Raw genomic sequence first — 12,955 nt, 5'->3', positions numbered from 1 at the left:
GGCGGTGAACTGGGTGCAGTCGTTGGTGTTCCCGCCCGTGACGGTGAAGGCGAGTGGACGTCCCAGGGAGTCGCACGCCAGGTGAATCTTGCTGGTCAGGCCGCCTCGGGAGCGTCCGAGCCCCCGGGGACGGAGCCCCCTTTTCGGGCCCCCGCAGCATGCTGGTGGGCACGGACGACGGTGGAGTCGACCGACACGAGCCAGTCGATGTCCCCGGCCCAGTCCGCCCTCGCCTGGGCGGCCTGGAGCATCCGCTCGAACGTGCCGTCCAGAGCCCACCGACGGAACACGGTGTAACTACCTCCACGTGCCCTAGTGCGGTGAGATGACGCCTCACGCCTGCTCCCTGGGCTCCGGGGGTGTCGGGGGTCGGCGCCGTACGGTGCCCACGGCGCGCGACCGCTCCGGATCCAGGCAATTCCGTGATGGTTCAGGCCTGCGCCACGGCCGTGCGCGTGTCGCCGCCGGCCTTCTCCAGACGCCGGGCGGCCTCCTCGGCGGTGCAGTGGGCGAGGAGCATGACGATGGCGGTCTTGGCGTGGCCGCCCGCCGCCCGCAGCGCCTCGGCGGCGGCGTCGGGGTCCGCGCCGGTCGCCTGGACGACCATGCGGCGGGCGCGGTCGAGCAGCTTCTCGTTGCTGGCCCGGACGTCGACCATGAGGTTCCCGTAGACCTTGCCCAGGCGGACCATGGAGGCGGTCGAGAGCATGTTGCACACCATCTTCTCGGCGGTGCCGCCCTTCAGCCGGGTGGACCCGGTGAGGATCTCGGGCCCGGTGGGGACCTCGATGGGGATGTCGGCGTAGCGGCTGATCACCGCGTCGCGGTTGCAGGCGACCGACACCGTCGTCGCGCCCTTGGCGGCGGCGTGCTTCAGGCCGCCGACGACGTAGGGGGTACGGCCGCTGGCGGCGAGCCCGACGACCGTGTCCCGGTCATCCACGCCGATCCCGTCGAGGTCGGCGGCGGCCCGCTCGGGTTCGTCCTCGGCGCCCTCCACCGCGACGACGAACGCGCCGGGGCCGCCGGAGAGCAGGCCCACCACCTGTTCCGGGGCGGTGCCGAAGGTCGGGGGGCACTCGACGGCGTCGAGCAGGCCGATACGGCCGCTGGTGCCGGCGCCGAGGTAGATCAGCCGTCCGCCCCGGCGCAGGGACGCGGTAATCGCCTCCACGGCGGTGCCGATCTCCGCAAGGGCGCCGCGTACCGCGAGGGCGACGGTCTGGTCCTCGTCGTTCATGACCGACAGCAGTTCACCGACCGGCATGCGGTCGAGGTCGGCGGTCCGCTCGTTGCGGGTCTCGGTGCCGAGAGCGCTGAGGTCCATGGCGGCTTTTCCTTTCCTGGGCGGTACGCGGGTTCTTGGGCGAGCCGGGGGCTCGGGGTCTGAGCCGGGGGCTCGGGGGCAGGGGCGGGTGCGCCCCCGGCGGGGGCGGAGCCGGAGTGCTGGTGGGGGTTGCGGAACAAGGCGCGGGCGTGTCGTCAGTCGGTGGTCTGCGCGCGGCGCCCTGGCTGCGGGGGTTTGCGGCGGCGGACGGCCTCGTAGGTCTCGTGCAGCGCCGCGGTCGCGGCGTCGAAGCCGCGCTGGGCGACGCCGACGAACAGGCAGTCGACGACGGCGAGCTGGGCGATGCGGCTGACGGTCGCGCCGGACCGGAAGGGCGTCTCCCGGGCGTAGGTCGTCAGCACGAGGTCCGCGCCGCGGGCCAGCGCGGAGCGGGGGACGTTGGTGAGGGCGATGGTGGTGGCGCCGCGTGCGGCGGCGGCCTGAAGCGGCTCCACGGTGTCCTCGGTCTCCCCGGAGTGGGATATCGCGAGGGCCACGTCGCCGGGTCCGAGCAGGGCCGTCGCGGTGAGGGCCGCGTGCCGGTCGGTCCAGATGAACGCCATGTGGCCGATGCGGTGCAGCTTCTGGTGCAGGTCCTGGCCGACGAAGGCGCTCGCGCCGACGCCGAAGATGTCGATGCGCCGCGCTCCCGCCACGGCGTCCACCGCACGGCCCAGGACGTCGATGTCCAGCCCGGCCCCGGAGTCCTCCAGGGCCCGCACCTCGTTGTAGACGATCTTCTCGACGATCTCGCTCAGCGTGTCGGTGGCGCTGATGTCGGTGCTCGGCATCGGGCGCTCGCCGTCGAGGGCGTGTTCGCGGGCCGCGGCGGCGGCGAGGGCGAGGCGCAGCTGGGGGTAGTTGGTGATGCCTATCGTCCGGCAGAAGCGCATGACCGTGGCCACGGAGGTGTCCGCCCGCCGGCCGAGCGCGCTGATGGACAGCTCCGACGCCTGCGCGGGATCGGCCAGGACGACGTCGGCCACCCGTCGTTCCGACGGTGCCATGGCGGGCAGTTCCGCGCGGATGCGCGCCAGGGTCCCGGCGGGGGATTCGTCCGCCGGCCGGGCCGGGGTGCGGGGTGGTTTGTGGCCGGTCATGGACCGCTGCCTCCTGGGTGAACGCCCGTCTGGGTGGCGCCACAGTAACCAGGCCCCGCAAGGTACGTCAAAAATTTACGGCCCTCACCCGATGAGGTTACTTATTGACATCCGGAGGTTCGCCTTCTGATACTCGCTGCACCGCGATCCGCGCCGGCCACTGGCCTCCTGGCCACCCTGTGACCGTTCGACGTGACGGATCCCCTGGACACACGAAGGCGTGCCGCATGACAGCAGCAGTCGCGGTGGACCTGGGCAAGACCGGCTGCCGTGCCGTGCTGTGGGACGGCGCCGGCCCTGCCCCAGACGTCCACGAGGTGCCCGGCGCCCCCGGGCTCGCCACCGACGACGGGGTGACGACGGCCCGTGCGGCCGTGCTCGCCGCCGTACGGCCCCTCCTGGCGCGGGAGCCGTCCGTCCGGCCGTCGGCCGTCTGCGTGGGCGCGGCGGGAGCCGCCGCCGCACCGGACGCGACCCGTGCCCTGGCCGGGCTGCTCCTGGACGACCTGTCCGCCGAGGAGGTGGCCGTCACCAGCGACGCGGTCACCGCCCACGCCGGCGCCCTGGGCGGCCGTACCGGCGTCGTGCTCGCGATCGGCACCGGCTCGGTGGCAGTCGGCATCGGGGACGACGGCACGTTCGCCCGCGTCGACGGGTGGGGTCCCTGGCTCGGCGACGAGGGCAGCGGCGCCTGGATCGGCGCCGCCGGGCTGCGGGCCGCGCTGCGCGCCCACGACGGACGCGGCCCGGACACCGCGCTGCTGGCCGCCGCCACCGAGCGCTTCGGCGACCCCGACCGGCTGCCGCTGGCCCTGGGCCGCGACGGCAATCCCGCCCGTACCGCCGCGTCCTTCGCACCGGACGTCGCGCGCACGGCCGCGGCGGGCGACCCCGCGGCCTCGGCGATCGTCCGGGACGCCGGGACCGCGCTCGGCGAGGCCGTGCTCGCTGCGGCCCGCCGGATCGGCGGCGACGGCCTCGACGTCGCCGTCACCGGCGGACTCACCGGCCTCGGTGAACCGCTGCTCGGGCCGCTGCGCTCGACGCTCGCCGCCTTCCCGCGCCCGCTGCGGCTGCGGTCCCCGCTCGGCGACCCGCTGGACGGCGCGCGCCTGCTGGCTCTGGACGTCCGCAGGCCGCACGAGCCCCATGTCGTCCGCGTCCGGCGGACGGTTCCCTTCCCCCCTGTCCCCACCCCGCCGGTCTCCCCGCCGGCCCTCGCATAGGAGAGAGCGTGCGCCAACTCGACCTCGTGGTGATCGTCGTCTACCTGGTGGCGATCGCCGTGATCGGACTGCGCCTGGCCGGCCGACAGAAGACGTCGAAGGCGGCGCCTACAGCGGGCAGGGCTTCGGCAACGTCGAACTGGCCCTCGGCTACGTCATCGGACGCGTCGTCGTCGCCACCGTCCTCATCCCGCTGTACAAGCGGGGCGGCTTCGTCAGCGCCTACCAGTACCTGGGGACCAGATTCGGGCTGAAACTCCAGGGGCTGGCCTCGGTCACCTTCGTCTTCACCCGGCTCCTCGCCGAGGGCGTGCGGCTGTTCGCCTCCGCGATCCCCATCAAGCTGCTGCTCGACGAGTTCGGCGTGCACGCGGGCTACCGCGTCATCATCATCGTGCTCACGGTGATCACCGTCGTCTACACCTACCTCGGCGGCATCAAGGCGGTCATCTGGACCGACGCCATCCAGATGGGCCTCTATCTGGGCGGCGCCGTCCTCTCCATCGCCGTCCTGTCCGCGCACGTCGGCGGCGCCGGCTTCTCCCGCGCCCTGCACGCGGGCGAGTTCAAGCTGTTCGACACGGACTTCACCCTCGCGCACATCCTGACCAGCCCGTTCGCACTGCCCACCGCGATCATCGGCGGTGCGATATTCGCCATGGCCAGTCACGGCTCCGACCAGCTCATCGTCCAGCGCATCCTGGCCACCCGCTCCCTGCGCGACGGCCAGAAGGCGATGATCGCCTCCGGTGTCTTCGTCACGGTGCAGTTCGCGGCGTTCTCCCTCGTGGGCGCGCTGCTGTGGGCGTACAACGACGGCAAGAGCTTCAAGGAGCTGGGTCTGGCCAGCTCCGACAACCTCTACCCGGACTTCATCCTGCACGGGCTGCCCGTGGTGGTCTCCGGCCTGCTCGTGGCCGGCATCCTCGGCGCGGCGATGGGCTCGCTGTCCTCGGCGCTGAACTCCATGTCGAACTCGACCGTCGCCGACATCATCCACAGCTTCTTCCGTACGACGCCGTCCGAGGCGTCCCTGCTGAAGCTCGCCCGGGTGATGACGCTGGTGTGGGCGGCGCTGATGGCGGTCTTCGCCTGCGCGTTCAGCACCAGCACGGGCAACGTCTACCTCACCGGCCTGACCATCGCCGGCTACACCTACGGCGCCCTGCTCGGCGCGTTCCTGCTCGGCCGGATCGTGCGGCGCGCCAAGGAGGCCGACTCCGTGGTGGCGTTCCTGGTGACGGTCGGCGTAATGACGTACATCGTGCGCGAGGTGAAGATCGACGTGACCGTGGGCGGCGCCACCCTGCCGACGGCCATCGCCGCGCAGTGGCTGGTGCCGATCGGCGTGGTGGTCACCCTGGTCGTCGGCGGTCTGATGAGCTTGTTCCACCGCGCCCCCGAACCCGGGCACGACCGGCCGGCCGACGGCGACCCCGGCCCCGGCCAGGGGCGGGTCACGGCGGCCGTCCGGCAGGACTGAGTCCGGCCGGCGACCGAGGACCGCACCCACTCCCTTCCCTCACGCTTCCCGGAGGCACGCACCATGTCCCAGCCGCAGCGCACCGCGTCCGCCGAGCCGGCGGTGGACGGTCCCGGAGGGGCCATGCGGGTGATCGGGCTGATGTCCGGCACGTCGTACGACGCCATCGAGGCAGCCGCCGCCGACCTCACCCTGGACGGCGACAGTCTGCTCCTGCGGCCCCTCGGACACCTCTCCGTGCCCTACCCCGACGACCTGCGCGCCCTGATCGCCGCCACGCTGCCACCGGCCGCCACGACCACGCAGGCCGTCTGCGCGCTGGACAGCGGCATCGGGCAGACCTTCGCCCGAGCGGCGGCGCGTGCCCTGCGGGAGCTGTGCGCGGGGGCGGCGGACCTGGTGGTCTCGCACGGCCAGACCCTGCACCACTGGGTGGAGGACGGCATCGTCCGCGGCACCCTGCAACTCGGCCAGCCGGCCTGGATCGCCGAGGGGACCGGGCTGCCCGTCGTCTCCGACCTGCGCAGCAGGGACGTCGCCGCCGGCGGTCAGGGCGCCCCGCTGGTCGGTCTGCCCGACACCCTGCTGCTGCGCGCCCTGCCCGGCACCCCGGCGGCGCTGAACCTCGGCGGCATCGCCAACGTCACCGTCGTCGCGCCCGGCGCCGAGCCGCTGGCCTTCGACACCGGCCCCGCCAACGCCCTGCTCGACGCGGCCGTACGGCACTTCACCGGCGACGGCGCCGCCTACGACGCGGACGGACGCCGGGCCGCCGCCGGAAACGTCAGCCCCGAACTGCTCCGCTTCCTGCTGGCCGACCCCTACTACCGCAGGCCCGCCCCGAAGACCACCGGCAAGGAGCACTTCCACCTGCCGTACCTGCTGCGGGCGCTGGACGCCGTACCCACGCCCGCCACCGACGACGTCCTGGCCACGCTGGCCCGGCTGACCGCGGTGACCGTGGCCGACGCCTGCCGGGCCCACGGGGTCACCCAGCTCGTCGCCTCCGGCGGCGGCACCCGCAACCCGGTGCTCATGCGCATGATCGGCGAAGAGCTGCCCGGCGTACCGGTGCGCCGCAGCGACGACCTCGGGCTGCCCTCCGACGCCAAGGAGGCCCTGGCCTTCGCCGTCCTGGGCTTCCTCACGGTCCACGGCCTGCCCGGCACCCACCCCTCCGCCACCGGCGCCGCCAGGGCCACGCTGCTCGGCAGCATCACCCCCGGCCGGGCGCCGCTGCGCCTGCCCGCACCCGTCGACCAGCCGCCGCACCTGCTGCGGATCGTCTGAGCCCACCCGAGGACCCATGAGCCCCTCCGCCGCCCCCTCCGCCGCCGCGCTCCCGCCGGACCGGCCCGACCGCCTGGCCGAGCTGCTGTCCGCGTGCGTCGACGACCCGGCCAGGGTCACGACCGACGTCCCCCGCAGGGTCGCCGTTGCCCACGACGCCTCGCCGTATCTGTTCACCCCGCGCGCGGTGGTGCGTGCCGTGTCCGCGGCCGAGGTGGGCGCCCTGATGGCCGGCGCCCGCGCGGCCGGGCTGCCGCTCACCCTGCGCTCGGGCGGCACCAGCCTCGCGGGGCAGGCGGGCGGCGACGGCATCCTCGTGGACGTCCGCAGCGCGTGGCGCCGCGCCGAGGTCCTCGACGACGGGCTGCGCGTCCGGGTGCAGCCGGGGCTGACCGTGCGGCAGGTGAACGCGCGGCTCGCCCGGTACGGACGCCGGCTCGGCCCCGACCCGGCCAGCGAGTCCGCCTGCACCATCGGCGGCCTGGTCGCCAACAACTCCAGCGGCATGAACTGCGGCACCCGGGACAACGCCTACCGGACCATGGAATCCCTCCAGTTCGTGCTGCCCTCCGGCACGGTGGTCGACACCGCGCTCCCCGACGCGGACCAGGCGCTGCGCGCCCGCGAACCCGAACTGCACGCGGGCCTGCTGCGGCTGCGGAGCCGCGTGCGCGGTTCGGCCCGGTCCCGCGCCACCGTCGAGCGGCTGTTCTCGATGAAGAACACCATGGGCTACGGCCTCAACTCGCTCCTGGACCACGACGAACCGGCCGACATCCTCGCCCACCTGATGATCGGCAGCGAGGGCACCCTCGGCTTCGTCGGGGAGGCCGTCTTCCGCACCGTCCCCCTGCTGCCGCACACCGCCACCGGTCTGCTGGTGCTGCCCGGCCTCGCGGAGGCCACCGACGCCCTGCCCGCGCTGCTCGCCGCCGGCGCCCGCACCGCCGAACTCCTCGACGCGGCGTCGCTCCGGGTGGCCCAGCAGTCCCCCGACCCCGTCGACGAGGTGCGCGGCCTGCGCGTGGAGCAGCACGCGGCCCTGCTGGTGGAATTCGCCGAGGAGGACCCCGGGCTGCTGGCGCAGCGGGTGGCGGACGCGCGGGCGGCCCTGGACCGGCTGCCCACGGTGAGCGACACCGTGCTCGTGGCCGACCCGCGCCCGCGGGCCCGGCTCTGGCACCTGCGCAAGGGCCTGTACACCGCCGTCGCGGGCGCGCGCCGCCCCGGCACCACCGCGCTGCTGGAGGACATCGCGGTGCCGATGGACCGGCTGACCCGTACCTGCGAGGGCCTGACCGGGCTCTTCGACCGGTACGGCTACCAGGACGCGGTGATCTTCGGCCACGCCCGCGACGGCAACCTGCACTTCATGCTGACCCAGGACTTCGACTCCGCCGCCGAGGTCGAGCGCTACGCCCGGTTCACCGACGCGATGGTCGACCTCGTCCTGGAGGCCGGGGGCACGCTGAAGGCCGAGCACGGCACCGGGCGGGCCATGGCACCGTTCGTGCGCCGGCAGTACGGCGACGAGTTGTACGACGTCATGCGCGAGCTGAAACGGCTGTGCGACCCGCACGGGGTGCTCAACCCGGGTGTGCTCCTGGCCGACGACGCGAGCGCGCACCTGCGCAACCTCAAGAGCATCCCGGAGGTCGACCCCGCCGTCGACGCGTGCGTCGAGTGCGGCTACTGCGAGCCGGTGTGCCCCACCGCCGACGCCACCACGACCCCGCGGCAGCGCATCGCCCTGCGCCGCGAGATCGCGCTGGCCACGGCGGCGGGTGACGAGGAGCGACGGCGGGCGCTGTCCGAGGACTACGGCTACGCGGCCGTCGACAGTTGCGCCGCCGACAGCCTGTGCGTCACCGCGTGCCCGGTCACCATCGACACCGGGGCGGTGATGAAACGCCTGCGCGCCGACCGGCACGGCGCGGTCGCCCAGCGCGCGGGAAACACGGTGGCCCGGCACTGGGGGACCACGGTCAAGGCCGTGCGCGCCGCCCTGAACACCGCCCACGCCGTCCCCTCCCCCGTCCTGCGCTCCGCCACCGGGGCGCTCCGCCGGCTCGGGGCGGGCGAGCTGGTGCCGGCCTGGTCCGACGACGTCCCCCGTGGCGGCCCCGCCCGCCCCGCCTCCCACCACCCGGCCGGGGCCCGCGCGGTGTTCTTCGCCGCGTGCATCGGCAGTCTCTTCGCACCGGAGGAAGGCGGAGGGGGAAGCCCGGGAGGAGCGGCCGGCGCGGCCGGGGCCTTCCTGCGGCTGTGCGCACGGGCCGGGGTTCCCGTGACCGTGCCCGCCGGGCTGGACGGGCTGTGCTGTGGCACCCCCTGGCAGTCCAAGGGCTACACGGCCGGGTACCGCACCATGGCCGCCCACACCCTGGAAGCGCTGTGGGAGGCGAGCGGGCACGGCCGGCTGCCGGTGGTGTGCGACGCCTCGTCCTGCACGCACGGCCTGGACCAACTGCGCGAAGCCCTGCCGGAGTCCGACCGCGCCCGCTTCGCGTCCCTGCGCTTCGTCGACAGCGTCGTCTTCGCCGCCGAGCACCTGCTGCCCGCCCTGCCCGCACCCCGGCGCCTGGGCAGCCTCGCCCTGCACCCCACCTGCTCCACGGTGCACCTCGGCATCGAGACCGCCCTGCGCGCCGTGGCCGCGGCGGTGAGCGACGAGGTGACCGTGCCCGACAACTGGGGCTGCTGCGCGTTCGCCGGGGACCGGGGCCTGCTGCACCCGGAGATCACCGCGTCCGCCGTCGCCGCCCAGGCCGCCGAGCTGAACGCGGGCACGTACGACGCGTACGCCTCCTGCAACCGCACCTGCGAGCTGGGAATGACCCGGGCCACGGGCCACCCCTACCGGCACGTCCTGGAACTCCTGGACGAGGCCACGTCCTGAGGGACGGCCGGCGGGCCGGCACCGGCCGGGTGGCACCGCATCTCACAGTCGGTCCCCCACGCCGGCCGGTTCCGGAGGATGCGGTCCGCCACCGTCCTTGACGTCCTGCTCGCAGGCGCGTCCGTCGCAGGACTGGTCGTTGGGGATCAACAGGACTCCGGCAACCTGGTCAGGGCGCTCGACGGTGAGCCAGTCGCCGCCCATGTGGTCACCGTCCGGGTCGAAAGCCTCGGCCGAGTAGCCCGTCCGGCACCCCAACGCCACGCGTTCCTCATCGACCGCGCAGGCGTCCACCGCGGGGCCGGATCCCTCGTCGACGCCGAAGCGGTAGTGGAAGGGGACCTGGTCTCCTTCGTCGGACACCTGCGGGTGGGGCTCAAGGCGCCAGTCGACGACCTCGGCGATGACGCCGAGAGGCCACCCGGACGTGTCCTCGACCCGCACCCTGACACCGGCCTCACCGCGCTCCGCGGTCGTGTCGGTGCAGTCCCAGTGGGAAGAGCAGCCGGACAGGGCGAGAATCACCAGAGCCGGCAGAGCACCGGCAAGTGCGTGGAACAACGTCTTGGGCGACGGGCCGCCCCCGGCCGCAAGGCGCCCCTCCCGGGCGGCCGCCGTCGGCGGCCCCAGGAGCACGGCGTCTCTCGGAGAGCGGCCGGCGCGGGAACACCCCGCGTGTACGGCACCGCGCCCGCGCGGCCCCCCGCCCGCGGTGCGGCGGCGCTCGTTCAGCGGGTGAGCTGCCCCGAGTTTCGTAGAGTCCGGCCGTCATGCTGGGGGCACGGGGCCTTTGTTCGCTTCAGCAGTTGTGCGGCGAACCGACTCCCCTTGCAGGCAGCCGACACCCGATCCGGCAGAACTCCGCCAGAGCAGCGCTCGGTGGTGCCTCACTTCCGCAGGGAGGAGTTGGACCGCAGATAGGCGCTTTCGACACCTGATCCGATCCTAGAGTCGATTCGCTTCTCTCCTGGTCCCTCGCAGGCAGTGCCTTAAGTGCAATCGCGTCGATGGCTGTGGTCATGCGGTGATCAGATCGAACTGCTCCCCCGTGCTGATGGCTGTCCGGTTGGCGATCAGCGGATCCGCGCCGGCGTTGGCTGCGCTGACGTACTGGTTGTTGGCCAGTGCGCGCAGGCTGACAGTGCCGTTGGCATTTCTGATGAGTCGGAAGGTCTCCCACACACCGACGGCAGTTCGGTTGGCGACCAGTGCTGCCGCGCCGGCGTTTTCGGCACTTACGTACTGGTTATTGGCGTGGGCGCGCAGTGCGATGTTGCCGCCGCCGGCGTCGACCTGGTCGAACTGTTCCCAGGGGCCGACCACCGCCCGGTTGGCGATCAGGGGTGCAGCACCGGCGTTCTCTGCGGTGACGTACTGGTTGTTGGCTCGGGCGCGCAGGCTGATGACCGTGCTTGTGCCACCGCCTGCGCCGGTCATGGGTTGAGTCGGACGGGTGGGGGTGAGTGGGATCTGACGCTTCAGCATGCGGCCGCCGTCGCCGGTGAGACGCAGGTAGTAGTCCGAGGAGCAGGCCGTGCCGTCCTCATCGAGGGCGAGGAAGCCGGAATCGGTGGGCACCCATGCCTGGCTCTCGGCTGTCTTCGCTATCTGGTTGCCCTCGTTGAACTCGTCGAACATCGAGATGTAAACGCTCTGCACTCCGGCTCGCACGTGGTTGTAGAACTGTCGCCACATGAAATCGCCGTGGGCACGCTGGCGCAGTGTGACCGCGCCGGGCAGCACGCAGGGCTGGTAGTCGATCCCATGCGCGGCGCAGTCCGCGAGATCAGGGATCGTTGCGACGTTGTAGAAGTTGTCGGCGTCGGAAACGTTACCGATCCGGCCGACCATCCATGGTGAGAGCATGTGGAACGCGTGGTAAACGTCGAGGAATCCGGTGCGCGAGTCGCGGTCGCCGGTTCGCCACCACGTGGGCACACCGCCGATGAGGTACACCCCCTGGTCTTTGAACCAGTTGACGACGTCGAGGCAGGCGGAAGCGCTGAAGGGGCGCTGGTCGTCGTTGAAGCCGAAACCCCAGATGCAGACGACCGGTTTGCCGTTCTGCAGGGCGTAGGCCGGTGATGCGGTGTAAGCCTTCATCTTGTTCGTCCAGTCCGTTTTGATTTCGGACTGCATGGCCGTCCAGTCGCTGACGTCGTACATGATGTAGAACTTCCGCCCGTGGGACTCGGCCGCGCTGCGGACCTTGGCTGCCATGGCGTCGCGGGTCGGGCCCTCGCCGCCGACCGGATTGAACCGCTGGAGGGCGGCGGTGTCGATGTTGTTCTGCTGCATCCACAGGAAGTGGGTGTCGACTGTCTGCTGGTCGTAGGACGAGAAGACTTTGGCGGGCTGGCCATTGCCCAGGGCCGCATAACCGGTCTGGTAGGTGTGGGTGAAGTCCCGCACATCCGGCCAGGCCACGATGGTGGTGTTCGACGGCGACGGGTGCTGGCTGCCGTTGGCGCTGTAGTGCCACCAGGCGTTGATCGGCGCACCGTCTCCGGGGCAGGCGAACCAGCCCTGGTATCCGACGGTGACCTTGCCGACGACATCGCCGGGAGCGCTGGCGGCGAGTGCAGTGCCGGCGCCGAGGCCGAGCGAGGACAGGCCAAGGGCAGCCGAACCGCTGGCGGCAGCAGTGATGAAGGTACGGCGTGACAATGCCATGGGAATCTCCGAAATGCTTGCGGGGGGGAAGGCGAGCCACGGACACACTTGACGCACCACGCTGAGTGCATCCACCTAAGGCGGATTTCGGTACGTTGGAAGTCAACTAATGAAACAGACACTCCGTCAGGGGCGGGGTGACCCGCTTATTCTGTACTGGTGCGCCTCCGGTCGCAAATTGCAGTCGCGGCACGAATAAGGGCGTCGAGATCCGGACAAGCAATTCAGGACTTGTTGCGCGACGCTTCCAAGCGAGTTCCACTCGGGCTTCGATTTCGAGGTCGGTTTGTGTCCGGCCTGCCTCGACTGCCACGGCTTCCGTTCGTGGGCCCCAGGTCTTGTGTTCGTAGCGCGATGCAGGTTAGCGGAACGAGCTCCTCCAGGTCCACTGAGGCTCTTTCCAACCTCCCATGTGAGCTGAGAAGTTGGGATGACAGACAGATGAAGCCCCTGGTAGATGGGTTTTCGACCAAGAGAACCGTGTCCACCAGAGGCTTCGCTTGCTTGTCTACCCGTCCGGCGTCGACGTGTCCAGCTCTGCCCTGCGCTTCCTCGCCGCTCGCCTGAGGGAGCACCGCCGCACTCTCGGAACCCGATGGCGGCGCCTGTCGGGGGAGGGCGTCACGTCGGCTGAGGAGCACGGCCAGGGCCCGCGCCTCGGGTGCGTCCAGCGTGACCGTGACCAGCGCGGCCCTCACAAATGGCGAACCGCGGAAGCGCCGCACCGCTCGGCGGCCGCCGAGTGTGCACGCAATGTCAAGGATCAGGACGGCGCTGGTGCCCTCGCCCGCTCGACTCGTCCCAGGCTGGTCACTCGTGTCGGTGCAGTCGCCTCCGGCGCCGGCGCCCGGCCGCCCTGTACGCGCCGGACCCGCGGACCCGGGCCGAGGAGACCGTCTCCCCGCTGCGCGCGACCGCCGGGAGCCTGCGGGACCTGCCGCCGGCACTGGTCGTCAC

7 protein-coding genes and 3 pseudogenes are annotated in these 12,955 nt (G+C 72.2%); 5 read left to right on the top strand and 5 right to left on the bottom strand.

What is annotated here, in order from left to right; translation table 11 throughout:
• The 3 genes and pseudogenes from IF37_RS44120 to IF37_RS0137235 form a co-directional block, all read right to left on the bottom strand.
• Positions 1–212, bottom strand: a pseudogene (locus IF37_RS44120) (transposase); the annotation flags it as partial.
• Between the two features lie 218 nt (positions 213–430).
• A complete protein-coding gene (murQ, locus tag IF37_RS0137240; protein WP_030753716.1) occupies positions 431–1,327 on the bottom strand; it encodes an N-acetylmuramic acid 6-phosphate etherase in 897 nt (298 codons plus the stop codon).
• Between the two features lie 155 nt (positions 1,328–1,482).
• A complete protein-coding gene (locus tag IF37_RS0137235) occupies positions 1,483–2,427 on the bottom strand; it encodes a MurR/RpiR family transcriptional regulator (RefSeq protein WP_030753714.1) in 945 nt (314 codons plus the stop codon).
• Between the two features lie 227 nt (positions 2,428–2,654).
• On the opposite strand from IF37_RS0137235, the gene IF37_RS0137230 reads away from it, so the two are divergent.
• From IF37_RS0137230 to IF37_RS0137215, 4 genes and pseudogenes are all read left to right on the top strand, one after another.
• Complete coding sequence (locus IF37_RS0137230; protein ID WP_030753711.1) at positions 2,655–3,653, top strand: N-acetylglucosamine kinase; 999 nt, start codon at positions 2,655–2,657, stop codon at positions 3,651–3,653.
• A gap of 8 nt (positions 3,654–3,661) precedes the next feature.
• Positions 3,662–5,136, top strand: a pseudogene (locus IF37_RS40195) (sodium:solute symporter).
• A gap of 123 nt (positions 5,137–5,259) precedes the next feature.
• Positions 5,260–6,426: an anhydro-N-acetylmuramic acid kinase gene (locus tag IF37_RS0137220; RefSeq protein ID WP_030753708.1), complete on the top strand. Its 1,167-nt coding sequence runs from the start codon at positions 5,260–5,262 to the stop codon at positions 6,424–6,426.
• A 16-nt stretch (positions 6,427–6,442) separates the two neighbouring features.
• Complete coding sequence (locus IF37_RS0137215) at positions 6,443–9,325, top strand: FAD-binding and (Fe-S)-binding domain-containing protein (RefSeq protein WP_030753705.1); 2,883 nt, start codon at positions 6,443–6,445, stop codon at positions 9,323–9,325.
• Between the two features lie 42 nt (positions 9,326–9,367).
• Here the strand turns inward: IF37_RS0137215 and IF37_RS0137210 are convergent, their stop codons facing one another.
• Both IF37_RS0137210 and IF37_RS0137205 read right to left on the bottom strand, forming a co-directional pair.
• Positions 9,368–9,850, bottom strand: a complete 483-nt coding sequence (locus IF37_RS0137210) for a hypothetical protein (protein ID WP_037858107.1) — start codon at positions 9,848–9,850, stop codon at positions 9,368–9,370.
• A 492-nt stretch (positions 9,851–10,342) separates the two neighbouring features.
• Positions 10,343–11,998, bottom strand: coding sequence for a lectin (locus tag IF37_RS0137205; RefSeq protein ID WP_030753699.1), 1,656 nt, complete (start codon positions 11,996–11,998; stop codon positions 10,343–10,345).
• A gap of 500 nt (positions 11,999–12,498) precedes the next feature.
• Between IF37_RS0137205 and IF37_RS44115 the strand changes: the two are divergent.
• Positions 12,499–12,609: pseudogene (locus tag IF37_RS44115) on the top strand (IS5/IS1182 family transposase); the annotation flags it as partial.
• Positions 12,610–12,955: the final 346 nt, after the last annotated feature.

Origin of the sequence: Streptomyces sp. NRRL S-31, assembly GCF_000718775.1 — a bacterium.
Lineage (GTDB): Bacteria > Actinomycetota > Actinomycetes > Streptomycetales > Streptomycetaceae > Streptomyces.
This window is presented reverse-complemented; position numbering and strand designations above follow the sequence as displayed.

Bases quoted from the DNA above. Each gene is read 5' to 3' on its own strand.
- murQ (WP_030753716.1), bottom strand. From the start codon at position 1,327: ATGGACCTCAGCGCTCTCGGCACCGAGACCCGCAACGAGCGGACCGCC.
- IF37_RS0137235 (WP_030753714.1), bottom strand. From the start codon at position 2,427: ATGACCGGCCACAAACCACCCCGCACCCCGGCCCGGCCGGCGGACGAA.
- IF37_RS0137230 (WP_030753711.1), top strand. From the start codon at position 2,655: ATGACAGCAGCAGTCGCGGTGGACCTGGGCAAGACCGGCTGCCGTGCC.
- IF37_RS0137220 (WP_030753708.1), top strand. From the start codon at position 5,260: ATGCGGGTGATCGGGCTGATGTCCGGCACGTCGTACGACGCCATCGAG.
- IF37_RS0137215 (WP_030753705.1), top strand. From the start codon at position 6,443: ATGAGCCCCTCCGCCGCCCCCTCCGCCGCCGCGCTCCCGCCGGACCGG.
- IF37_RS0137205 (WP_030753699.1), bottom strand. From the start codon at position 11,998: ATGGCATTGTCACGCCGTACCTTCATCACTGCTGCCGCCAGCGGTTCG.